The sequence below is a fragment of the Paracandidimonas lactea genome (genome assembly GCF_021653995.1).
GTDB lineage: Bacteria > Pseudomonadota > Gammaproteobacteria > Burkholderiales > Burkholderiaceae_B > Allopusillimonas > Allopusillimonas lactea.
Genome location: NZ_JAJJOZ010000002.1, coordinates 451474 through 473903, shown reverse-complemented (window position 1 = coordinate 473903; position 22430 = coordinate 451474). Strand labels below are relative to the sequence as shown.

The window sequence follows — 22430 nt, the reverse complement described above, 5'->3', positions numbered from 1 at the left end:
AATCACTGGAACTGCTGTAAACGCTGAAGCTGTCGCAAACGAGGAATCTTCTGCACTCGCACAGATTGCTGAATCCGCGGCAAACACTGCAAACGCCGCACTGAAAAATGCTCAGTAACCGAAGTAGGCCTCCAGCGGCCCTTTCGGCAGCGGAACCATGAATTGCACTTCAAACATCCAGAACAGCAGCACATTCACGCCCACGCTGACCAGCACAGTCTTGAGCCAGCCTATACGCCCCAGCACCCGCATGAAGCCCGCTATGAACAGCACTGACGCCACGTATATACCCATGAACTGAATCAACAGCACATACACGATGGTGGGCACCAGGACCGCCAGCACCAGCCTGAAACGCGACCACGCCACAAAAGGCTCGCGATTGCGCCGTTTGCCAAAGAGTGCGCTGCACAACACCGCTACGCTGGCGATGCACAGGATCGCGCCTATGTGATAGGGGAAGTAACCTGATTGCGGGCCGGTTTCGCCCCAACTGACGCCCAGTTTGGTGTTGTCTACCATCATCACCACACCGATCAGAAACACCGCCACTGCCGTGAGGGCGTCCACCACGCAGGTGCTCAGAATGCCGCTGCGCGCATGCTGAGCGTCCTCGCGCGCCGATTCTTGCGCCATATCAAACCTCCTGGAGAGATTGCCGATCTGCCGACTTGCCGGTTGACCGGCCAGCCGGTTGGCTGCCTTGCCGATCATGCACCTTGTCCATCACTCGGCGCGACGATCCCGCGGCTTGTCGGTTACCCGGCTTGTCGATCACCGGGCGGGTCGATTGCCCGGCTCGCCCGTTCGACAACTTGGATTACTTCGCAGCCAAGCCGGCTTCATTCATCAGCGTCTTGTGGTATGCCTCGTCCTTTTCCAGAAAGGCTACATAATCCTTGCCTTCCAGGAATTGGCCATTGAGCGCCTGCTTGTTCAGGTAATCCTTCCACTCCGACGTTTCACTGACCTTGCGCAGCACGCCCGCGTAGTATTGAGCCTGTTCCGGCGTGGTGTCAGGCGGCAGGAAGAAACCGCGCAGCATCTGGTACTGCACGTCATAGCCCTGCTCTTTGCATGTGGGGATGTCGGACCACGACTGGCTTGTCGTGACCTTGTCGGTATAGTGCATGCGCGCATCGGAAAACACACAGAGCGCATTGATCTGCCCGGCGCGCCATTGTGCGATGTTTTCACTGGGGTTGTTGACGTTGGAATCCGTGTGCTTGCCCACTAATTGGGTTGCCGCTTCCCCGCCGCTTTTATAGGGCACGTAGGTAAACTTGGCACCCGAGGCTTTCTCCAGCGCAATGGTAACGATCTGGTCTTCGCGCTTGGCACCCGTGCCGCCCATCTTGAAGCTACCGGCGGGCTTTTCCTTGACCGCCTTCAAATAATCACCCGCCGTTTTGTAGGGTGTTTCGGCATTGGTCCAGAGCAGGAACTCATCCTTGGCGATCATGGCCACCGGGTTCAAATCGCGCCAGTTGAACGGCAGCTTCACCGCGATGGGTAGTGTGTAGATGGCCGAGAAGGCCACCATCAGCTTGTGCGGATTACCCGGCGACGCCTTGGTGTCCATGATCCCTTCAGCACCACTGGCACCGCCCTTGTTCAGAACCAATGTGGATTGGTTCATCAGCTTATGTTTGAGGATAATGCTTTGAATCGTGCGCGCCATCTGGTCAGACGCGCCGCCTGCCCCTGCCGGAACGATAATCTCCACATTGCGGGTAGGCTCCCAGGCATGGGCGGGCGTGGCGGCGATACCCGCCAGCGCCAACAGCGAGGCAAGAGCAACGGATGTGCGGGATGGCTTCAGGGTTGCGTGCTTCATGGATGTCTCCTCTTCGATTAACTGCATCGCCGCCCTTATATGAGCGGTATCGTGCCGATTCATTCTTATGCGAGGGAACCCTGTTATGACAGCGGCCGGGTTCTTGATCAAAACATGGGCCGGAAGCAGGCGCCTTTGCCGTATTCCGGAAAATAATGCTTTATTTATGCCGACGGTTGACGCTGCGTGAAATGATGCATAGCCAATCTGGTATACAAAATTCCAACGTTCGGGAATAATAAACACCAGTCAAACCAAAAGGCAAGGGAATTTTCAGCCCACATGTCAAAATTTGGTATACCAATGAAAATAAACGACGCAGACACCGCCTTGCTGGCCGACACAGCATCCGACATTGAACCGTTGAACAGACAAACGCTGCCTGGAACAGTCGCCGAGCGCCTGCGCGACATGATCATCGAAGGCACGCTCGTCGCCGGCACCCGCTTGAACGAGCGGGCACTGTGCAATCAACTCCAGGTTTCCCGCACACCATTGCGCGAAGCGTTCCGCCTGCTCCACGCAGACGGCCTGATCGACATACAGCCCAACCGCGGCGCCCAAGTCATCGCGCTCTCCGAAGACGATATTCGCGAAAGTTTTGAAGTACTGGGCGCGCTCGAGGCGCTGTCAGGCCGCTTGGCCTGCGAACGCATCAGCGACCAGGAAATCACCGAGATCCGCGCACTTACCTTCGAGATGCAGGCCTCGCACGCCCGTCAGGATCTGCCCGCGTATTACCGCGTCAACCGCGAGATCCACGACCGCATAAGCGCCGCCGGCCACAACGCGCTGCTCGTGCGGGTGTACCAGGGCATCAACCTGCGGCTGCAAAATGTACGCTTTCGTTCCAACCTGGTGCGCGAAAAGTGGAACAACGCCATGGCCGAACACCTGGCCATGGTGGATGCACTTGAAGCGCGCGACGCGCAGCGGCTTGCGGACATCATGGAACGCCATCTCAAGCACAAACTTGAAACCGTGCTCGAAGACTTCACGCCCATGAACACACCGCCTCACCAATCCCGCTGACGCTGGCGGCGATCCACCGCAGGAGCTCCTGATGAACGCGCCCCACTCTCACCTGATCCCCCCGTCTCCCTACGCCCAACAACGCGAGCTGGCGCTGCGCTTGCGCCGCGCGGTGGCAGGTGATGTGCTGTTTGGCGCCGCCGACCGCGGTCGCTATGCCACTGATGCATCGATTTACCAGATCGACCCGGTAGGCGTGCTGATCCCCCAATCGGTGGACGATGTGTCCGCCGCGCTGGCCCTATGCCGCGAACTCGGCGTGCCGGTGCTGGCACGCGGCGCGGGCACCTCGCAGTGCGGTCAGACAGTGGGCGCGGCGCTGGTCATCGATAACAGCAAGCACCTGAACCAGATCATGGATTTCGATGCGCAGGCCATGACGGTCACCGTACAGCCCGGCATTGTGCTCGACCACCTAAATGCCTGGCTCAAGCCGCACGGCCTCTGGTTTCCCGTAGATGTCAGCACAGCGGCCCAATGCACGATCGGCGGTATGGCAGGCAACAACTCATGCGGTTCTCGTTCGATCGCCTACGGCAATATGGTGCACAACGTGCTCGGCATCGATGCCGAACTCATGGACGGCACCTTGGCCTGTTTTACCAACGTCGAGCAGATGCGGAACACACCTGATCGTGTACGCCGCATCATGGAAGGGCTCTCGGGCATCGCGGCGCGCGAACAGGCCGAGATCGCGCGGCGTGTACCCGCAGTGCTGCGCCGCGTAGGCGGCTATAACCTGGATATTTACCAGCCCCGCAACCCCCGCCCCTATGGGCCGCCCGGCAGCGTCAATCTGGCACACCTGCTCGTGGGCAGTGAAGGAACGCTGGCATATACCCGCCAGATTACCCTCAAGCTTGCACGGCTGCCATCCAGCAAGACGTTGGGCGTGGTCAATTTCCCGACGTTCTATCAAGCCATGGACATGACGCGGCACATTGTGCAGCTCGAGCCCTGTGCCGTCGAACTGGTGGATCGCACGATGATCGACCTGGCGCGCGAAAACCCCGCCTTCCGGCCTGTGATCGATCGCGCCCTGATCGGCGAGCCGCAGGCCATATTATTGGTCGAGTTCGCCAGCGACAATCCCGAACGCGACCGCGCGCGCCTGGACGATTTGGTCGATCTCATGGCTAGCCTGGGTCTGCCGGATGCGGTCGTGCGCATGCCGGATGCCGCGCAGCAAAAAGCCCTGTGGGACGTACGCAAGGCAGGGTTGAATATCATGATGAGCATGCGCGGTGACGGCAAGCCGGTTTCGTTCATCGAAGACTGCGCCGTACCGCTTGAACACCTGGCCGAATACACTCGCCGCCTGACAGAAGTATTCGAGAAGCACGGCACGCGCGGCACCTGGTATGCCCATGCATCCGTCGGCACCCTGCATGTGCGGCCGATTCTCGACATGCGGCGCGACGGCGCGCAGCGCATGCGTGCCATCGCCGAAGAGGCCAGCGCCTTAGTGCGCGAATACAAAGGCGCGTTTTCAGGCGAACATGGCGACGGCCTGGTACGCAGCGAATGGGTGTCGTGGCAGTTCGGCCCGCGGCTGACGCGCGCGTTCGAAGAAGTCAAAGATCTGTTCGATCCCGATGGGCTGATGAACCCAGGAAAAATCGTGCACTGCGGAAAAATGGATGATCGCACCACGTTCCGCTTCCCACCCAACTATCGCACCATCACCATCAAGCCCGCATTGGACTGGTCGGCATGGAATGTTCAGGCCGACGCAGCCACAGGTGCGACCGGCAAACCGGGCAGCGGCGGCGACAGCACTGGCGGCCTGGCCAAGGCGGTTGAAATGTGCAACAACAATGGCCACTGCCGCAAATTCGACGCCGGCACTATGTGCCCAAGCTACCGTGTCACCCTTGATGAGCAGCACCTGACTCGAGGCCGCGCCAACACGCTGCGCATGGCACTTTCGGGGCAGCTCGGGCCCGACGCGCTGCAGGGGGATGCCGTGCGCGAGGCCCTGGATCTGTGCGTCAGTTGCAAGGGCTGCAAGCGCGACTGCCCCACAGGCATCGATATGGCGCGCATGAAAATCGAAGTGCTGCACCAGCGCCACCGCAAACATGGCGTTCCGCTCAAGGACAGGATCATCGCCACACTGCCGCGCTGGGCACCATGGGCGGCGCGTCTGCCGTGGCTTGCCAACCTGCGCGATACGCTGCCCGGCATGGCAAGGCTCTCCGAAAAACTGCTGGGCTTCTCGGCGCAGCGCACATTGCCGGCCTGGCGCCGCCGCACCTTTCTCGACCACGCCAACTCCGCCGATGCGCGCGAGGCGGATGTCGTATTGTTCGCCGATACGTTCAACAATTACTTCGACGCTGAGAACGCGCACGCGGCGCTGCGCGTTCTGCGCGCCGCTGGCTACCAGGTATACGTTGCTCGGCCTTCGGCCGCCGACCGCCAGCCTGGCCGGCCGCTCTGCTGCGGCCGCACCTACCTGGCCGCGGGGCTCGTGGACGACGCCCGCGGCGAAGCCCACCGCATGATCGATGCACTGCTGCCTTTCGCCGAGCGCGGTGTACCCATCGTGGGCCTGGAGCCCTCCTGTCTGCTCGGGCTGCGCGACGAATATCTGGCACTGGGCCTGGGCGATGCCGCGCAAACACTGGCCCGCCAGTCATTCCTGTTCGAAGAGTTCCTGGCGCGCGAGATCGAAGCGGGTCGTGCCACACTGAAACTCAAAGCACTGCCGGAACGCAAAGCCTTGCTGCACGGACACTGTCATCAGAAAGCATTCGACGCGGTGCAACCGGCACTGCGCATCCTGCGGTTGATTCCGGAGCTTGAAGCCAGCCTGATCGAATCAAGCTGCTGTGGCATGGCGGGCAGCTTTGGCTACGACGCCGCGCATTACAATGTCTCAATGCGCATGGCAGAACTCGCGCTGCTGCCGGCGGTGCGCGCCACCTCCGCCGAAACGCTCATCGTGGCAGACGGCACCAGCTGCCGCCACCAGATCGCTGACGGCACCCGGGGCGAGCCCTCGCGCAAGGCCGTGCATATCGCATGCGTACTGGAACGCGCTCTGGCGGACTGAAGCCGCCCACCTTCAGGAGACACCCCCATGCCCGCATCCAATTGCGTCGCAGAAGCCATCACCTCGCGCCGCAGCGTACGCGGCTTTCTGCCGCGGGCCGTCGAGCCGCGGCTCATCCAGGATATTCTGAATATCGCCCGCCATGCACCCAGCGGCAGCAACATTCAGCCCTGGAAAGTGCACGTGGTGCAAGGAGACGCGCGCCGCCGGCTGTCCGAACTGTTGAGCGACGCCCATGATCGCGGCGAGCCCGCGCGGCGCGAGTACGAGTACTACCCCGTAAACTGGCGCCAACCGTATCTGGCGCGCCGGCGTGAAACCGGATGGGGCCTGTACAGCACACTGGGCATCCAGAAGGGCGACCGCGCCGCCAGCGCCGCCCAGCACGGCCGCAATTATCAGTTTTTCGACGCCCCCGTCGTATTGCTCTTCACCATCGACAACGATCTGGAGAAAGGGAGCTGGCTGGATTACGGCATGTTCCTGCAGAACATCATGATCGCCGCGCGCGGCGTGGGCCTGCACACCTGCCCCCAAGCCGCCCTGGCCAACTACCCCGATCTGGTCAAACAAGTACTGGGCATTGCCGACGACCAGACTGTCATCTGCGGCATTTCCATCGGCTACGAAGACCCCGACTGCCCCGCCAACCGCTACCGCCCAGAGCGTATCGCCCTGGACGAGTTCGTGACGTTTCACGACAGCGACGTACAGGCCGCAGCAACGCCCCAGGCCGCGCCTACCCCTTCAAGCAAGTGCTCATGAATGCCTTGCGAGCGTCGCCCTTAAGGCTTTTGCTGCTGGCCTGCGCATTGCAATCCTTCATGCGCTGCTGCTGTGCCGTTAATGCCTTGTCCGGGGTGCCGTTTTCACCTTTCAGACAGCGGCTCATGAAAGCCTTGCGCTCCTCGCCCGCCTTGCCTTTGGCCTGATTGTTGCAGGTTGCCATGCGCTGCTGTTGTGCCGTCAGCGGCTTGCCAGAAGAGGCGGCACCTGCCTCTTTGGCTGCCGACGGTTGCGCTGCGGCCGGCAGGGCCATCGCACCGCCGAGCAGCGCGGCAAACAATAGGGTTCGCAGTGAAACGGTACGCATAAGAGATCTCCAGATGAGCCGCCCCGGATTGGGGTGTGCCTATCATGCGTTCCGATCTTGGCAAAAACAAGTATGCAGGCGCAAAATCACGGGAAAACAATAGCAAAGAATGCAACAGGAAATTAACGGCGGAGCGGCTCAGCCGCGGCAATAAACCAGCAGCCGCCCCTTGTACGGCTGCCCCGATGCCGGGGCTGCAACAGCGTCCAGCCGCTCTTGCTCTACCAATTCGAAGCCGAAGCCAGCCATATGGCGGTTGAACGCCGGCCTGTGGCCCCGATCAGGGTCGATGATCCAGACCTCGGCGCTGGCCGCGGCATGATCATCCAGGAAGTCCGCAAGCGCCGCCGGGGCGTTGCGGTCGTAGAGCAGATCACTGCCAAGGATAAGATCGTATCGGGCACTGAGCGGCTCAATGCCAATGTCGCGTACGCATATATCGCGCCCTTCACCCCATTGCCCATGCCGATACTTGACCGCCGGTACGTCGTTAAGCCGCGCATTGATCTCCAGAAAGCGCTGCGCCAGCGGATGACGGTCACTCGCCGTCATGCACGCCCCGCGGCGGCGCCCAACCAGCGTAGGAATGCCTAGGCCACAGCCAATTTCCAGCACGCGCTCGTCAGGGCAGACACTGCGCCGCGACAGCCGCGCGGCCAATATCAGGCTGGATGGCCAGATCAAGCCGAACAGCGGCCACGAGGCCGAACAAATGCCCAGGCGCAGGGCTTGGCCGTCAGGATCGTGGAACTGCTGCCGATCGCGCAGAGACCGGATCCACAGATCCTCGCCATCAGGAATCGCTACGCGTTCTATGCGGGTGTGATATCCGGGTCGGCCCGCAGGCGCATCCCCGAACATTTAGAAAAAACTCAGAAAAATCAACATTTTGCCAGTATCGCCCGAATACCATGCAAAGGCCAGCACGCAATGCCGCCAGCATGCGGTGCCGCGCAGAGGTCAGGGATCGTCGCTCCGCCTGTTTGGGCGACTCGTGTTGCTTCTTGGCAGGCGCATTCAAAATAGTGTGCCGTGCTTAGGGGCTGAACAGCGGCCTGGGCAGTAGAGAAACCGTAATAACCGGGTTTACGCACCGCGTACCAAAAACAAAAAGCCCTTGGCGATTTTTTGCCAAGGGCTTTTTGTTTGAAAAACGGTGGTCGGGGCGACATGATTCGAACATGCGACTCCTGCGTCCCGAACGCAGTACTCTACCAGGCTGAGCTACGCCCCGATTTGAAGCTTTGCCGCGGCGGCGACACCTTGCGGTGCGGCCTGTTACCCGTGGCGCGGGATTTTTGCTTAACGGTCCCGATCGACCGCGAAGGAACAGAATTTTAGCAAAGTTTCACGATGAACGGAAACGGGCAGGCCTTCGAGCGCCTGGCGAGCCAGTTCGGCCTCGGCGAGGGCGGCCTGGCGGGTGTATTCGAGTGCATCGGTTTGCTGGATGGCGCGGGCCACGGCGGTGAAATCGCCCGCGCCTTCGCTGATGGCATTGCGCACCAACTCGCGCTGCTCGGCTGTGCCGGTTTCCATGACGCGGATAAGCGGCAGTGTAGGCTTGCCTTCGCGCAGGTCGTCGCCCAGGCTCTTGCCCAGCACATGAACGTCGCCGGAGTAATCCAGTACGTCGTCGATGAGCTGGAAGGCGGTGCCGATGTGGCGGCCGTAGGCGGCAGCCGCCGCCTGTTGCCCGGCAGTGGCGCCGGCCACGATGGCGCCCACCTCAGCAGCCGCCTCGAACAGCTTGGCGGTTTTGTAGCGCACAACCTGAAGGTAGCGATCGAGCGATACATCGGGGTCGTGCACGTTGAGCAGTTGCAGCACTTCACCCTCGGCAATTATGGTGGTGGCGCCGGACAGCACCGTCATCGCGGGCATAGAGCCGGATTCGACCATCATTTCGAACGAGCGCGAATAGAGATAGTCGCCCACCAGCACGCTGGCGGCGTTGCCGAACATGGCATTGGCGGTGCTGCGCCCGCGCCGCAGATCGGATTCGTCGACCACGTCGTCGTGCAGCAAGGTAGCCGTGTGGATGAACTCGACCACAGCGGCCAGCAGATGATGATTGCGGCCGCTGTAACCCAACGCATTGGCCACGAGCAGCAGCATGGCCGGACGCATACGCTTGCCGCCAGCGCCGATGATGTAATCGCCGATAGTGCGAATCAGGACGACGTCGGAGTTGAGGCGTGCGCGAATGACGGCATCGACTGCCTTCATGTCATCCGAAATCGGGGTAATTAACTCTGTGAGGCTCAAAACGTTGTCCGGAACAAGGTTGGGGCGGCGCAAAGCCCGAAATATCAAGGCTAGGATTATACGTGAGGCACCCAAGCCACGCGGTGCCCAGGCCGCCGGATGCCGACCTGCGTCAAATGCGCGATAATAATAGTTTTTCTGCCTTCCGGATATCGGAGAATTCCGTTGACTTCCCCAGATCTTGGCACCCTGGTTGCCCGCGCGGAGCGCGTGCTGGCGCAACTCGAGGCCTGGCTGCCCCCCGCGCCACCCGACACCGACTGGTCCGCTCATGCGTACCGCTGGCGCAAGCAAGGTGCGCGCGGCTGGCTCGACGCCATTCGCCATGTAGCCACCATCCATACCGAAGATCTGCAGCACATCGACCGGCAAAAGGCGGTCATCGAACGCAACACGCTGCACTTTCTGGAAGGCAAGCCGGCCAACAACGTACTCATGACCGGTGCACGCGGCACGGGGAAAAGCTCACTGGTCAAGGCGATGCTGGCCGCCTACGGCAGCCGCGGCCTGCGCCTGATCGAGGTCGACAAATCCGACATGGGCGATCTGGGCGACATCGTCGACATGGTCGCCGGCCGGCCCGAGCGCTTCATCATTTTCAGCGACGACCTTTCCTTCGAGGAAGGCGAAGCCGGCTATAAGGCGCTCAAATCCGTGCTCGACGGCTCGGTATCGTCCTCCGGCGACAACGTGCTCATCTACGCAACGTCCAACCGCCGCCACCTCATGCCCGAATACATGAGCGAAAACCTGGCGGCGCAGCATCAAAGCGACGGCGAAATCCACCCAGGCGAAACAGTCGAAGAAAAAATCTCACTGTCCGAACGCTTCGGCATCTGGCTGTCGTTCTACCCCTTCCGCCAGGATGACTACCTCGACATCGTCAACTACTGGCTGGCGCAGCACGGCTGTACACAGCAAGACATCGACGCCTCGCGCACCGAGGCGCTGCAGTGGGCGCTCGAGCGTGGCTCGCGCTCCGGGCGCGTGGCGCGTCAGTTTGCGCGCGACTGGGCCGCGCGCCACACCTGATCCGCCACGCGTCCAATTCAATACCGCAGTACCCGCCCAACGGCGGGCATGAACCGTTTTTTTTACCACCCTGAACCCTGGTCATGTTCAAACCTAGCACTCCCTCGCCTTCCCGCACTTCCCGTCAACGCATCGCGCTCAACGGTCGCGCCGGCGCACTGGCACGCCGCCGCGCCTCGCTGGCCGGCACCAACCCGCCCCGGTCCGATACGGGCCGCTCTCAAGGCCGTTCATGACCAAACCCTTTGTCGAGGTTGCCGCCGGGCTGATCCTGCGCCACGATGGCGCGGTACTGCTGGCCCAGCGGCCTGCCGACAAGCCTTGGCCGGGCTGGTGGGAGCTGCCGGGCGGCAAGCTCGAGCCTGGCGAAACAGTGCTGCAGGCCCTGGCGCGCGAGTTGCACGAAGAACTCGGCATCCGCGTCACCCAAGCCACGCCCTGGGTCACCTATACGCACGAATACAGCAAAAATATCGTTCGCCTTTCTTTCTGCCGCGTCACTGGCTGGGAAGGCGAGCCGCAAGGCCTGGAAGGCCAGCAACTGGCATGGGTCGATCCGCAGGCGCAGCCGCTGCCCGTCCAACCGCTGCTGCCAGCCACCCACCCCCCCATGCGCTGGGCACAGTTGCCCGCGCACTACCTCATTACCTCGATCGGTCATGCTGCGGCGCTGCCTCGCTACCTTGCCACCCTCGACACCGCGCTGCGCAAAGGCGTGCGGCTGGTGCAATTTCGCGAACCCGGCCTGGCGGCCAACGAGGCGCAATGCCTGGATGCCTTCCGGCAGGTGCTGCAATGCTGCCACGCCCATGGCGCACGCTGCCTGATCAACAGCATCCACCCCGAGGCATGGTGGGCCGAGGCCGATGGCGTGCACATGCGTGCGCAAGACGCCCTGGCCCGCGCGCCTCGGCACGCCCCCACCCCGCCGCCCCAGGAGGCACCACCGGGCGCCTCGGGCCGCAATGGCCATCTATTGGGCGTTTCCGCCCATACGGCACAAGAACTACAGGCCGCACGGGCGCTGGATGCGGATTTTGTGGTGGTGGGCCATGTGCTTGACACCCCCTCGCACCCTGGCGTGCCGGGTATAGGCTGGCCAGCCTTTGCCGCATTGGCCCAGCAGGCAGCGCTGCCGGTGTACGCCATCGGGGGCCAGTCGCCCGCCACGCTCAACGAGGCCCGCGCGCATGGCGCGCATGGCATCGCCGGCATACGCGGGCTCAGCGCGTGCTCAACGCCGTCGCATCCCATCCCCCACCCAGCGCGGCAATAAGCTGGGCGCTGGCAACCAAGCGATCGGCGCGCAATTGCAGCGCCGACCGTTCAGCGGACAGCGCCGCTGTCTGCACCTGCACCACGCTCAGGTAGTCGATCAGGCCAGCATCATACTGGTTCTGCGTCAGGCGCAGCGACTCGCGGGCCGCCGCCAGGGCACGATCTTGCGCGACCTGCTCCCGGCCCAGCGCATCCAGTGCCACAAGGTAGTCTTCCACCTCGCGCAGCGCCGTCAATACAGTCTGCCGATATACCGCCGCCTGCGCGTCGAAATTGGCCCGTGCCTGCTCCACCTGGGCGCTGCGCGCGCCTGCGTCGAACACCGTCAACGCCAACGCGGGGCCCAGCGACCAGAAGCGCGCCGGTGCCGTCAACCACTGTGCCCACTCGCCACTGCGAAAACCGCCCTGTGCGCTGAGCGTGAGCGCGGGAAACCAGGCTGCCTGTGCCACGCCGATCTGGGCGTTAGCCTGGGCTGCGCGCCGCTCCGCAGCGGCAATATCCGGGCGCCTCTGCAGCAGTTGAGACGGCAGGCCCACCGGAATCTCGGGCACGGCCAAAGCCACGGCCGGCGCCTCGGGCAGCGCAAACTGCGAGGGAGGCACACCCACCAGCACAGCAATGGCATGTTCGAGCTGCGCACGCTGTGCCGCCAACGCCAACTGCTGTACCCGGGCATTTTCGAGTTGCACACGTGCCGCCTCGACATCAGCCTGCCCAGCCACGCCCACCGCGTAACGGTTCTGCGTCGTCGTCAGCGAACGTTCATACGCCGCAACGGTTTCCGCCAGCAGGCGAAATTGCACATCGGCCATGCGCAGGTTGAAGTAGCTTTGCGCCAGGGTGGATTGCAGGCTGAGCCGCGCCGCCGCCAAGTCTGCGCCGCTGGCCTCGAAACCTGCGTGGCTGGCCTGCACTGACCTGCGCACCTTGCCCCACAAATCAACTTCCCAGCTCAACGTACCCGACAGACTATATTGATTGCCCACGTCGCCTATGCCGCCGCCCGAAGCCCCGCCCCCCGAACGGGTAGCCGAAGCCGACGTACCGACAGTGGGAAACAACCCCGCGCGCGCTGCGCCGAGCGCCGCCCGCGCCTGCCTGTACTTAGCCTCGGCCTGGGCGATATCGAAGTTGCCTTGCGCCAGGCGCGCCATCAAGCCAGAGAGCACGCCGTCCGCATACAGCGACCACCATTCCGAGGGCAGGGCCGTATCGGCCGGCTGTGCGCGCACCCAACCGGGGAAAGCACCACCGCCCGCCGCCTGCGTTGAGGCACCCGACGACATAGCATCCTGGCCTTCAGGAACCGGCGCGGCGCCATAGGCAGACGAGCCCGGCGCCCGCGTTTCGGCGCCTTGCGCGGGCAGTTCCTTGTAGGCAGCGCCCACCTCCAGATCGGGCCTATGGTAATCAGGCCCGACGGCACAACCTGCCAGCAGCGCCAGCAGCGCGGCTACCCACACAGGCCGCCCCGCTGCACTGCGGCGCCGCGCGCCTTGTCCACTGCCTTTTGTCGTTGCGCTCACACTCGCCTTGTTCATGGAACCCCAACTATCCGTCACGTGTTCTTCCCTGCCACCGGCCGCTTGCGCGGCCAGGCCTGCGCGACATACGTCGATTGCCGGCCTCAACCCATCGGCGCCAGTAAGCCATGCGCTCACCATTACGCCTCCCTCGGACGCACATCCGCGGCCACCGGCCTGCGCCGCCGCGCAACCCACAGACGAAGGCGATCCAGATACAGATACACCACCGGCGTCGTATACAGGGTGAGCACTTGGCTGATCAGCAGGCCGCCCACGATCGTCAAGCCCAGCGGGCGCCGCATTTCAGCCCCGGCGCCATTGGACAGAATCAGCGGCAGCGCGCCCAGCATGGCCGAGATCGTCGTCATCATGATGGGCCGGAAGCGCACCAGGCAGGCCTGGAAGATCGCCTCGCGCGACGCATAGCCGTCGCGCCGCTCCAGCAGCAAGGCGTAGTCCACCATCATGATGGCATTCTTCTTCACGATGCCAATCAGCAGGAACACGCCAATGAAGGCAATGAGCGAAAACGGCTCCTTCACCGCCAACAGTGCCAACAGCGCGCCAATCCCCGCCGACGGCAACGTCGATAGAATCGTCAGCGGATGAATATAGCTTTCATACAGGATGCCAAGCACGATATACATGGTCAGCAGAGCAGCCAGAATCAGCCATGGCTGCTGCCCCAGCGTTTTCTGCAGCTCGCCGGCCTCGCCTTCAAAGCCCGCTTGTATCTGGTCAGTAGGCAAGCCCGTGCGCGCCACTGCCTGCTCGACGGCCGCGGTCGCCTGCTCAAGCGCAACGCCTGGCGCCAGGCTGAAGGAAATTGACTCCGACGCCAGCAAGCCAGTATGCCTCACACTGAGCGGCGCATTGCCCATCTCGAACCGCGCAAAGGCCGACAAGGGTACGCGGCTGCCGTCCGCTGTCACCACCTCGATGCGCTTGAGCGAGTCCACATCCGTGGCATAACGCTCATCCACCCCCATCACCACGTGATACTGATTGAGCGGCCCATAAATCACCGACACCTGCCGCATGCTGAAGGAATTGTTCAACGTACTGGCGATCATCGCCATGTCAACGCCCACGCGGGCCGCCGCATCGCGGTCGACGACCAGCTCCACGCGCCGGCCCTTGTCCTCGATATCCGTATCCACGTCCGTCAGCTCAGGCAGCGCAGCCAGCGCACGCTGTACACGCGGCAGCCAGGCCTTGATGACATCCAGATCACTGCCCAACAGTGAATAACTGTAGCTGCCGCTACCCCCCTGCATGCCGCCCAGGAAGATGTCCTGCTGAGGCACCAGCGTCAGGCGCGCACCGGGCAGCCCCGCAAAGCGCGGCCGCAAGCGGTTGACCACTTCCATAGCGCTGGCCTTGCGCTCCTCGCGTGGCTTGAGCTGAATCATCAGAAAGGTGCTGTTGCTGCCGCCGCGCCCCCCGGCGAACCCGGCCACACTTTGTACCGCGGGATCCTGTAGCAGAATGTCGCGAAAACGGTCCAGCTTGGGCTTCATGGCATAGAACGACGTGCCCTGGTCCACACGGAAGAAACCCAGTAACTGCCCGGTGTCCTGCTGCGGCAGGAAACTCTTGGGCACCGCCGCGTACAGGTAGATGTTCAAGCCAATCGTGGCAAACAGAATGAGCAGCGTCAACCGGCTGTGCGCCAGCGCCCAATGCAGCGAACGCTCATAGCCATGCCGGCACCAGTCGCCCAGCGCCATGAACATATTCAATACTGCGCCCCCTGCACGGCGCAGGCCTCCCAGGGCTGCGCATACGCCCCGCCCCAGCGCCGTGCAGGCACGCCGCCCGCGCGTCGCGCGCGCAGCGCCGTCACGCTGCTGCAGCAAACGCGCGCACATCATGGGGGTGAGCGTTACCGACACCACTAGCGACACCAGGACCGCCACCGACAGCGTGACGGCGAACTCCTGGAACATACGCCCCATTAATCCGCCCATGAGCAGCATGGGAATAAAAACCGCGACCAGCGACAAGCTCATGGCCACCACAGTGAAGCCCACCTCGCGCAGGCCACGGATCGAGGCGCGCAGCGGCGAGGCGCCGCGCTCGATATGGCGCATGATGGTCTCCAACACCACAATGGCATCATCGACCACGAAGCCGGTGGCAACGATGAGCGCCATCAGCGACACCGTGTTCAAGGTATAGCCAAACCACAGCATGAAGCTGAACGAGGTGATCAGTGAAGCCGGCACGGCGATGGCCGGGATCAGCGCCGCGCGCGCATTGCGCAAGAACAGCAACACAACCCCCACCACCAACGCCACCGCGATCAGCAGCGTGATCTCGGCCTCGTGCAGCGAGGCACGGATGCTGGGCGAACGGTCCTGTGCCACAGTCAGCGAAACATGGGCCGGCAGCATGGCCTCAAAGGCGGGAAAGCGCTCGCGGATGGCATCGACGGTTTCGATAATGTTGGCGGCCGCCTGGCGCCGCACCAGCAGCAAAACCGCCTGTTTGTCTTTGTAGAAACCCACGTTGAAGGTATTTTCGACCGAATCCTCGACGCGGGCCACGTCGCGCAGCCGGATGGGTGCGCCATCGCGCCAGGTCACGATCAACGGCCGGTACTGCTCGGCCTTGAAAAGCTGCCCTCCCGAATTTACCTGCCAACTGTATTGGCCGTTGTCCACGAAACCATTGGGCCGCATCGTGTTGGCGCCAGCCAGCGCCGCGCGGACCTCATCCAGAGACACGCCGGCGGTATTGAGCGCATGTGGGTTTAGGCTGACCCGCACCGCCGGCAGCGAGCTGCCGCCTACCTCGACCTCGCCGACCCCGGGCACCTGCGACAATTTCTGCGCCAGCACTGTATCGGCAAGGTCGTAAAGCTGCCCCTGTGTGGCCGTGGCGGATGTAAGCGCCAGCACCATGATAGGTGCCGAATTGGGGTTGACCTTGCGGTACGTGGGATTATTGCGCAGGCTGGACGGCAGCAGAGTGCGCGCCGCGTTGATAGCCCCCTGCACGTCGCGCGCCGCACTGTTGATGTCGCGTGAAAGATCGAACATCAGGAATACACGCGTGCTGCCTTCGGTGCTGCGCGAGGACATTTCACTGATCCCCGAAATCGATCCCAGGGAACGCTCCAGCGGCGTCGCCACGCTCGAAGCCATGGTTTCGGGGCTGGCACCGGCCAGTCTGGCGGATACCGAAATCATGGGAAAGTCGATCTGCGGCAGCGGCGATACGGGCAGAAAAATATACGCCAGCCCACCCACCCCTACCATGGCCAGGCATAACAGCGTGGTCGCCACCGGCCGCAGGATGAATAGGGCCAGGAAACGCATCACACGGCCCCGTCGTCGGCCACACGCCGCGCCGCGCCACCGCGTGCGTGGCTGGCCACACGCTCGAACATCAGGTAGATAACCGGCGTGGTGAAAAGCGTGAGTACCTGGCTGCACACCAGGCCGCCCACCATCACTAGGCCCAGCGGCTGGCGCAGCTCGGCGCCCGAACCCGTGGCGAACATCAGCGGAATCGCACTGAACAGGGCTGCCAGGGTGGTCATCAGTATGGGACGGAAGCGCAGCAGCGCCGCTTCGCGTATCGCCGCACGCGGCGCCAGCCCCCGCCCGCGCTCGGCGTCCAGCGCAAAGTCGATCATCATGATCGCGTTCTTCTTGACGATGCCAATCAGCAGGATGATGCCAATGACGCCTATCATGTCCAGTTCAGTGCCGCGCAGCAACAGCGCCAGCAGTGCGCCGATAGCAGCCGAGGGCAGCGTCGAGAGGATGGTGACCGGATGGATGAAGCTTTCATACAGCACGCCCAGCACCACATACATGGTGACCACGGCCGCCAGCATCAGCCACAGTGTGCTCGACAACGAAAGCTGGAAGGCGCGTGCCGCGCCCTGGAACCGCAGGTCAAGCGACGCAGGCATGCCAACTGCCGCCTGAGTTTCCCGCACCATCTCCACCGCATCGGAAAGGGCCACGCCTGGCGCCAGGTTGAATGAAATCGTCGTCGCCGGAAACTGACCGAGACGTTCAACCGCCAACAGTGTGCTGTGCTCTTCGATGCGTGCCAGGCTGCTAACCGGCACCGGCCCACCGCTCTTGGTGGCTACATAAATGCGGTCGAGTGCCTGCGGGCTCGCGCGGAACGCCGCATCCACCTCCAGCACCACCCGGTACTGGGCCGATTGGGTGAATATCGTCGAAATCAGGCGCTGGCCAAAGGCGTCATACAGCGCATCGTCGATGGCGGCAATCGTCACACCCAATCGCGCGGCGGCGTCACGGTCTATGCGCAGCACGGTCTGCAGGCCGCCAGCCTGCAGGCTATCGTTTACATCCCTGAAGGCCGGCCGTTCGCGCAGCGCACGCACCAGCCGCGGCGTCCACACTTTCAGCTGTGAGACATCCGGGTCAGACAGCGTCATCTGGTACTGCGCTCGCGCCACGCGGTCGTCCACCGTGAGATCCTGCACGGGCTGCATATAAACAGCCATCTCGGGCAGGGCCGCAAGCCGCTCGCCCAGGCGTGCGATAACCTGCGCCGCAGTCGCGTCGCGCTCGCCAATGGGCTTGAGCGCGATCTGCATGGTGCCGGTGTTGAGCGTGGCATTGTTGCCGTCAATGCCGATGAAAGAGGTCACCGCCTCGACCGCGGGATCCTGGCGGATGAGGTCCACTGCCTGCGCCTGCCGCTGTGCCATGGCGCCGAACGAGGCTGTCTGAGGCCCCTGGCTCAGCGCCTGGATCAGGCCCGTATCCTGCTGCGGAAAAAAGCCCTTGGGCACAACAAGATACAGCAGTGCCGTGAGCGCCAGGGTGCCCAGCGCCACCAGCAGCGTCAGGCGCTGGTGGCCCAGCACCCAGTCCAGCCCGCGCGCATAGGCCGCGATCAGCCTTTCCATGCCATGCGCCAACATGCGCTGAAAACGCCCCTCTTGCGACTCAGACTCGGGCCGCAGCAGCCGCGCGCACATCATGGGTGTGAGCGTAAGCGACACCACGAGCGAAAGCAGGATCGCCACGGCCAGGGTGATGGCGAACTCGCGGAACAGACGCCCGATCACATCGCTCATGAACAGCAGCGGGATCAGCACCGCGATCAGCGACAGCGTCAACGACACCAGCGTGAAACCGATCTGGCGCGCGCCCAGCAGCGACGCCTTGAGGGCGGTTTCACCGCGCTCGATATAGCGAGCGATGTTTTCGATCATGACGATGGCATCGTCGACCACGAAACCGGTGGCGATGGTGAGCGCCATCAGCGTGAGGTTGTTGATGCTGAAACCGGCCAGATACATGATGCAGAAGGTGCCCACCAGCGACAATGGCACCACGACGCTGGGTATCAGCGTCGCCGTCCAGCTACGCAGGAAGACAAAAGTGACCAGCACTACCAAGGCGACGGCCAGAAGCATTTCGGCCTTGACGTGTGCCACCGCGTCGCGGATGGTGTGCGTGCGGTCGGCCGCCACCGTCACATCGACGCCCACTGGCAGCGCCTCGCGCAGCGCCGGCAGTAGTTGCTTTACCCGATCGACCACGTCGATGACATTGGCGCCGGGCTGGCGCTGGATATTGAGCAGGATGGCGGGGGTATCGCCCAGCCACGCAGCCTGGCGGATGTTCTCAGCATCCTGCCGCGCCTGGGCCACGTCCCTGAGTCGCAGCGGCGCACCATCACCATAGCGGATGATGAGGTTCTCGTAGTCTTCGCGCGAACGCAGCTGGTCATTGGCGTTGATTGTCGTAGAACGCTCCGGGCCATTGAGCGTGCCTTTGGGCTGGTTGACGTTTGCCGCGGTGATCGCCGTACGCAGATCAGCCATCGTGAGCCCATGCGCGGCCAAGGCCTGCGGGTTAGCCTGCACGCGCACAGCGGGCCGTTGCCCACCCGCAATGCTTACCAGCCCCACGCCGGTGATCTGCGAGAGCTTCTGCGCCACACGGATGTCGATCAGATCGCGCACCTCGTAGAGCGGCAGCGTGGGCGATGTTACCGCCAGGCTGATCACCGGCGTATCGGCTGGATTGACCTTGTTATAGACTGGCGGCGCGGGCAGGTCATTGGGCAGCAGGTTGGAGGCCGCATTGATGGCGGCCTGCACTTCCTGCTCCGCCACATCCAAGGGCAGGGTCAGGTCGAACTGCAGTGTAATCAGCGACGCGCCCCCCGAACTGGTGGACGTCATCTGTGTGAGCCCCGCCATCTGGCCAAACTGACGCTCCAGCGGCGAGGTAACGAGCGCTGCCATCACATCGGGGCTAGCGCCTGGGTACAGGGTGGAAACCTGTATTGTTGGATAGTCGACCTGCGGCAATGCAGCAACCGGCAGCACGCGATATGAGATCAAGCCGGCCAGCAGCAAGGCCAGCATGGCCAGTGTCGTGGCCACGGGTCGCAGGATAAAGAGGCGGGAGAGATTCACGGCAGCTCTACCGCCCGCCACGCCGGCCCGGTGCGCCGGTGGCCGGGGTAGCCATGCCGGCCTCTTTCGCGCTGGCGCCGGGCGTTGCCTCGCTGTCGTTGGTTATATTCACCGCCGCGCCCTCGCGCAGCCGGTCCACACCCTCTATCACCACGCGCTGGCCCGCTTTCAGACCCTGCTTCACACCGATGCGGCCGTCGTCCGTCAGGCCTGTTTCAATACGCTGGATGTGCGCCTTGTCCTGTTCGTCCAGCACATAAACGAACGCACCAATACTGCCCTGCTGGACCGCAACAGCAGGAATGGACAGCGTGTCGACCGTATCCACACGAAGATGCACATTGACGAATTGATTGGGAAACAGGCCTTCGTTGTCGTTGGCAACCCGGCCCTTCAGGCGCACCGTGCCGGTGGTCACGTCGATCTGGTTGTCGACCGACTCGAGCTCGCCCTCGGCGATGCGGCGCACGTCGGCGCTGTCGTAGAGCGCGACCGCAAGTGTGTGCCCGGCGCGCATTTGCGCGGAGATGTCGGGCAGATAGGCCTGCGGAACCGAGAAAAGCACGGCGATAGGGCGCGTTTGCGTGATGGTGACTAGCCCGGTGGTGCCGGCCGCACTGACCAGGTTGCCCACATCGACACTGCGCAGCCCCACGCGCCCTGAAATCGGTGCGGTAATGCGCGTGTAGCCCAACTGCAAGCGAGCCTTGTCGACCGCGGCACGGTCGGCGGCGACGGCCCCCTGCAGCTGCTGCACCAGGGCCGACTGGGTATCGACCTGCTGACGCGCAATAGAGTTCTGGCTGAGAAGCTGCTGGTAGCGCTTGAGATCGCTCTGCGCATTGCGCAGTTGCGCCTCGTTCTGCTTCTGCTGCGCCACCGCCTGATCAAGCGCGATCTGATAACTGCGCGGATCGATGCGCGCGAGCAAGCCGCCTTTTTCGACCTGCTGCCCTTCCTGAAATGCAATATCCACCAGTTCGCCATCCACCTGGCTGCGCACGGTAACCGTGTTATAGGCCGTTACCGTACCCGCCGCCCGAACGACATAATTGAGCCGACTCTGCGCAACCTGGGCCACTTTGACGGGCACAGGCATACCCGCCATGCCAGCACGCCCGAAGGGGTTTTGGGGCGCCTGTGCAGGCCCACGCATAAAGAACCAGTAGTACCCGCCCGCCACCAGCAACAACGCGACAAGCAGCCACACCCAGGTACGGCGGCGATCATGCGACTCGGGCCGGGATTCGGGCATACAGGACTCCGTTGGGGGAAACAGGCGTCATTGTCGCCGATCAGCCCCCCACCGTGACACAGACCCGATAGTTTTGAAATAACACGCAACAACTATGTGCATTGCGCGACGGTACCGGCTATAGGTTGCAGCGCGCCAGCCGGAACGGAACGTCCTGGGTAACAGAGTGCGGCTTGAGCTCGGAATCCTGTTGCGCGAAACGCACCCATACCACGTATTTGTTGGCGCTGATCTCGGGGAAGATATCGAGCACAGGATCGACCCAGACACGGAGCAACTGGAACACCTTGCCGCCCAACATTTCCTGGTACGCGCCTTGGCGGGCCTCTACATCGACCACATCGCCAGAGTCGCGCAAGACGCGCAGGATCAAGGCCAGGCCTTTGTACAAAGGTAGGAACGGCGAGATCCAGCGCTGCAGATCGCGCACGCGCGACTCGATCGGCCGCAATTGCCAAGAGTAATACGACGGCATGTCGACCTGCGAGGAGCCGCCCGGCACGGCAACCCGGCCGCGCAGGCTTGCCAGCCACTCGTTGTCGCGCAGCTCTTGCCCTATGCGGCCCTGAGCGGCCACTTCACTGGCTGTTGCCTGGATTTCGGCCAGCATGGTGTCCAGCGTGCCCGGATCGACGCCAGGATGCTGGTGCAATGCCTGCAGGGCGACGCGCTGGCGCTCGAGATCCTGCAGCACAGCGCCGCGCAGGTCGGTACGATCGCTGATATCGAGCAGATCGAACAGCGTTGCGACGCACACGTGATGATGATGGGGATCGGTACCCCGAGCAAAGAAAAACAGACGATCGAACAGATGCTCGACCCTCAGGAGGGAGCGAACACGTTCGTTGCAGGGATATTCATAGAGGATCACGCGAGCGAAAACCTTATTTCATTGACGGGAGCCACCTGCCTGCCCGGCCTGTTCGCACCATGCATCGTGCAAGGCGCGCACCTGCCGCGCAAGCGCGTCGGCATCGGTGCGGCCATCGTTGACGATGATATCGTCCGCGGCGGCCAGCCGCGTCTCGCGAGAGGCCTGCGCTGACATAATACGCGCAATAGCCTCCGGCGTCAGCCCGCTTCGGGCCTGAACCCGGCGGACCTGGGTGTCAGGATCACAGTCGACCACGCATACGCGATCGACGCGGTCGGCCCATCGCTCAGACTCTACCAGCAGCGGCACCACGAACACAAGATAGCAACCCGTGGCCTGTGCGGCGCGCGCTTCGGTTTCCTGGCGGATGAGGGGATGCAGAATGGCTTCAAGTTTGGCGCGCGCCTGGGGGCTGTCGAAGGCCAATTCGCGCATGGCCTGGCGGTCGAGCGCACCCGTGGCGGCGATCACGTCGGGCCCGAACTGCTGCCGTATGGGTTCGATGGCCAGCCCGCCGGGCGCCGTGAGCGCATGGGCGATCACGTCGGTATCGATGACCGCGGCACCCCATTGCATCAGCATGTCGGCGACTCTGCTTTTGCCCGAGCCTATGCCGCCCGTCAGGCCAATTTTGTACATGCACTTCACTCCTTTGCGCGCCGGCCACAGAGCGGCGACTTCAACCCGCGGCCCGAAACGAAGAATGTACAACAAGCATGGCCGCGAGCGGTAGAATGCAGTCAACAC

Annotated in this window: 16 protein-coding genes and 1 tRNA gene; 5 read left to right on the top strand and 12 right to left on the bottom strand. The window is 63.0% G+C overall.

Features of this window, described 5'->3' with window-relative positions; genetic code table 11:
• Positions 1–111 precede the first annotated feature (111 nt).
• Together LOL23_RS06095 and LOL23_RS06090 are read right to left on the bottom strand one after the other, a co-directional pair.
• Positions 112–636, bottom strand: a complete 525-nt coding sequence (locus tag LOL23_RS06095; protein ID WP_160978131.1) for a tripartite tricarboxylate transporter TctB family protein — start codon at positions 634–636, stop codon at positions 112–114.
• A 184-nt stretch (positions 637–820) separates the two neighbouring features.
• Positions 821–1837, bottom strand: a complete 1017-nt coding sequence (locus LOL23_RS06090; RefSeq protein ID WP_160978133.1) for a Bug family tripartite tricarboxylate transporter substrate binding protein — start codon at positions 1835–1837, stop codon at positions 821–823.
• A 303-nt stretch (positions 1838–2140) separates the two neighbouring features.
• Here LOL23_RS06090 and LOL23_RS06085 point away from each other — a divergent pair, with 303 nt between their 5' ends.
• From LOL23_RS06085 to LOL23_RS06075, 3 genes are read left to right on the top strand one after another with little or no spacing between them, the layout of a single operon-like run.
• Complete coding sequence (locus LOL23_RS06085; RefSeq protein ID WP_160978135.1) at positions 2141–2869, top strand: GntR family transcriptional regulator; 729 nt, start codon at positions 2141–2143, stop codon at positions 2867–2869.
• 31 nt (positions 2870–2900) lie between these two features.
• A complete protein-coding gene (locus tag LOL23_RS06080; protein WP_237173282.1) occupies positions 2901–5927 on the top strand; it encodes an FAD-binding and (Fe-S)-binding domain-containing protein in 3027 nt (1008 codons plus the stop codon).
• A 27-nt stretch (positions 5928–5954) separates the two neighbouring features.
• Complete coding sequence (locus tag LOL23_RS06075) at positions 5955–6692, top strand: nitroreductase (RefSeq protein WP_160978139.1); 738 nt, start codon at positions 5955–5957, stop codon at positions 6690–6692.
• Here the strand turns inward: LOL23_RS06075 and LOL23_RS06070 are convergent.
• The 4 genes from LOL23_RS06070 to LOL23_RS06055 all read right to left on the bottom strand — a co-directional run bounded on the left by LOL23_RS06070 (position 6667) and on the right by LOL23_RS06055 (position 9288).
• Positions 6667–6966, bottom strand: a complete 300-nt coding sequence (locus tag LOL23_RS06070; RefSeq protein WP_202411673.1) for a PsiF family protein — start codon at positions 6964–6966, stop codon at positions 6667–6669. The two genes, LOL23_RS06075 and LOL23_RS06070, sit on opposite strands and share 26 nt — an antisense overlap.
• Positions 6967–7158: 192 nt before the next feature.
• Positions 7159–7881, bottom strand: a complete 723-nt coding sequence (locus LOL23_RS06065; protein WP_160978143.1) for a class I SAM-dependent methyltransferase — start codon at positions 7879–7881, stop codon at positions 7159–7161.
• A gap of 296 nt (positions 7882–8177) precedes the next feature.
• Positions 8178–8254 (bottom strand) — tRNA-Pro (locus LOL23_RS06060).
• 68 nt (positions 8255–8322) lie between these two features.
• Positions 8323–9288, bottom strand: a complete 966-nt coding sequence (locus tag LOL23_RS06055; RefSeq protein WP_202411656.1) for a polyprenyl synthetase family protein — start codon at positions 9286–9288, stop codon at positions 8323–8325.
• A gap of 165 nt (positions 9289–9453) precedes the next feature.
• On the opposite strand from LOL23_RS06055, the gene LOL23_RS06050 reads away from it, so the two are divergent.
• Both LOL23_RS06050 and LOL23_RS06045 read left to right on the top strand, forming a co-directional pair.
• A complete protein-coding gene (locus LOL23_RS06050) occupies positions 9454–10320 on the top strand; it encodes an ATP-binding protein (protein WP_160978147.1) in 867 nt (288 codons plus the stop codon).
• Positions 10321–10552: 232 nt separating this feature from the next.
• A complete protein-coding gene (locus tag LOL23_RS06045; RefSeq protein ID WP_160978149.1) occupies positions 10553–11596 on the top strand; it encodes a Nudix family hydrolase in 1044 nt (347 codons plus the stop codon).
• Here the strand turns inward: LOL23_RS06045 and LOL23_RS06040 are convergent.
• The 6 genes from LOL23_RS06040 to coaE form a co-directional block, all read right to left on the bottom strand.
• Positions 11544–13142 carry an efflux transporter outer membrane subunit gene (locus LOL23_RS06040; protein WP_160978628.1) on the bottom strand — a complete coding sequence of 533 codons (1599 nt, stop codon included), beginning with the start codon at positions 13140–13142 and terminating at the stop codon, positions 11544–11546. The genes LOL23_RS06045 and LOL23_RS06040 overlap by 53 nt on opposite strands.
• 122 nt (positions 13143–13264) lie before the next feature.
• The gene (locus LOL23_RS06035; protein WP_160978151.1) at positions 13265–16450 is read right to left on the bottom strand and encodes an efflux RND transporter permease subunit; all 3186 of its coding nucleotides are present in this window, start codon (positions 16448–16450) and stop codon (positions 13265–13267) included.
• Entirely contained in the window at positions 16450–19554 is a 3105-nt protein-coding gene (locus tag LOL23_RS06030) for a multidrug efflux RND transporter permease subunit (protein WP_237173280.1), read from the bottom strand. Before LOL23_RS06030 ends, LOL23_RS06035 begins: the two co-directional genes overlap by 1 nt.
• A gap of 7 nt (positions 19555–19561) precedes the next feature.
• Positions 19562–20809: an MdtA/MuxA family multidrug efflux RND transporter periplasmic adaptor subunit gene (locus LOL23_RS06025; protein WP_160978155.1), complete on the bottom strand. Its 1248-nt coding sequence runs from the start codon at positions 20807–20809 to the stop codon at positions 19562–19564.
• 118 nt (positions 20810–20927) lie between these two features.
• Positions 20928–21680 (bottom strand): cell division protein ZapD, encoded by a 753-nt coding sequence (gene zapD / locus LOL23_RS06020; RefSeq protein ID WP_160978157.1) that lies wholly within the window; start codon positions 21678–21680, stop codon positions 20928–20930.
• 18 nt (positions 21681–21698) lie between these two features.
• Positions 21699–22322 carry a dephospho-CoA kinase gene (coaE, locus tag LOL23_RS06015; RefSeq protein WP_237173279.1) on the bottom strand — a complete coding sequence of 208 codons (624 nt, stop codon included), beginning with the start codon at positions 22320–22322 and terminating at the stop codon, positions 21699–21701.
• Positions 22323–22430: the final 108 nt, after the last annotated feature.

What these genes read in the sequence shown, in the direction of transcription:
- LOL23_RS06090 (WP_160978133.1), bottom strand. Translation starts at nt 1,837, where the DNA reads ATGAAGCACGCAACCCTGAAGCCATCCCGCACATCCGTTGCTCTTGCC.
- LOL23_RS06075 (WP_160978139.1), top strand. Translation starts at nt 5,955, where the DNA reads ATGCCCGCATCCAATTGCGTCGCAGAAGCCATCACCTCGCGCCGCAGC.
- LOL23_RS06035 (WP_160978151.1), bottom strand. Translation starts at nt 16,450, where the DNA reads ATGCGTTTCCTGGCCCTATTCATCCTGCGGCCGGTGGCGACCACGCTG.
- LOL23_RS06065 (WP_160978143.1), bottom strand. Translation starts at nt 7,881, where the DNA reads ATGTTCGGGGATGCGCCTGCGGGCCGACCCGGATATCACACCCGCATA.
- LOL23_RS06040 (WP_160978628.1), bottom strand. Translation starts at nt 13,142, where the DNA reads ATGAACAAGGCGAGTGTGAGCGCAACGACAAAAGGCAGTGGACAAGGC.
- LOL23_RS06085 (WP_160978135.1), top strand. Translation starts at nt 2,141, where the DNA reads ATGAAAATAAACGACGCAGACACCGCCTTGCTGGCCGACACAGCATCC.
- LOL23_RS06070 (WP_202411673.1), bottom strand. Translation starts at nt 6,966, where the DNA reads ATGGCCCTGCCGGCCGCAGCGCAACCGTCGGCAGCCAAAGAGGCAGGT.
- LOL23_RS06080 (WP_237173282.1), top strand. Translation starts at nt 2,901, where the DNA reads ATGAACGCGCCCCACTCTCACCTGATCCCCCCGTCTCCCTACGCCCAA.
- coaE (WP_237173279.1), bottom strand. Translation starts at nt 22,322, where the DNA reads ATGTACAAAATTGGCCTGACGGGCGGCATAGGCTCGGGCAAAAGCAGA.
- LOL23_RS06095 (WP_160978131.1), bottom strand. Translation starts at nt 636, where the DNA reads ATGGCGCAAGAATCGGCGCGCGAGGACGCTCAGCATGCGCGCAGCGGC.
- LOL23_RS06025 (WP_160978155.1), bottom strand. Translation starts at nt 20,809, where the DNA reads ATGCCCGAATCCCGGCCCGAGTCGCATGATCGCCGCCGTACCTGGGTG.
- LOL23_RS06045 (WP_160978149.1), top strand. Translation starts at nt 10,553, where the DNA reads ATGACCAAACCCTTTGTCGAGGTTGCCGCCGGGCTGATCCTGCGCCAC.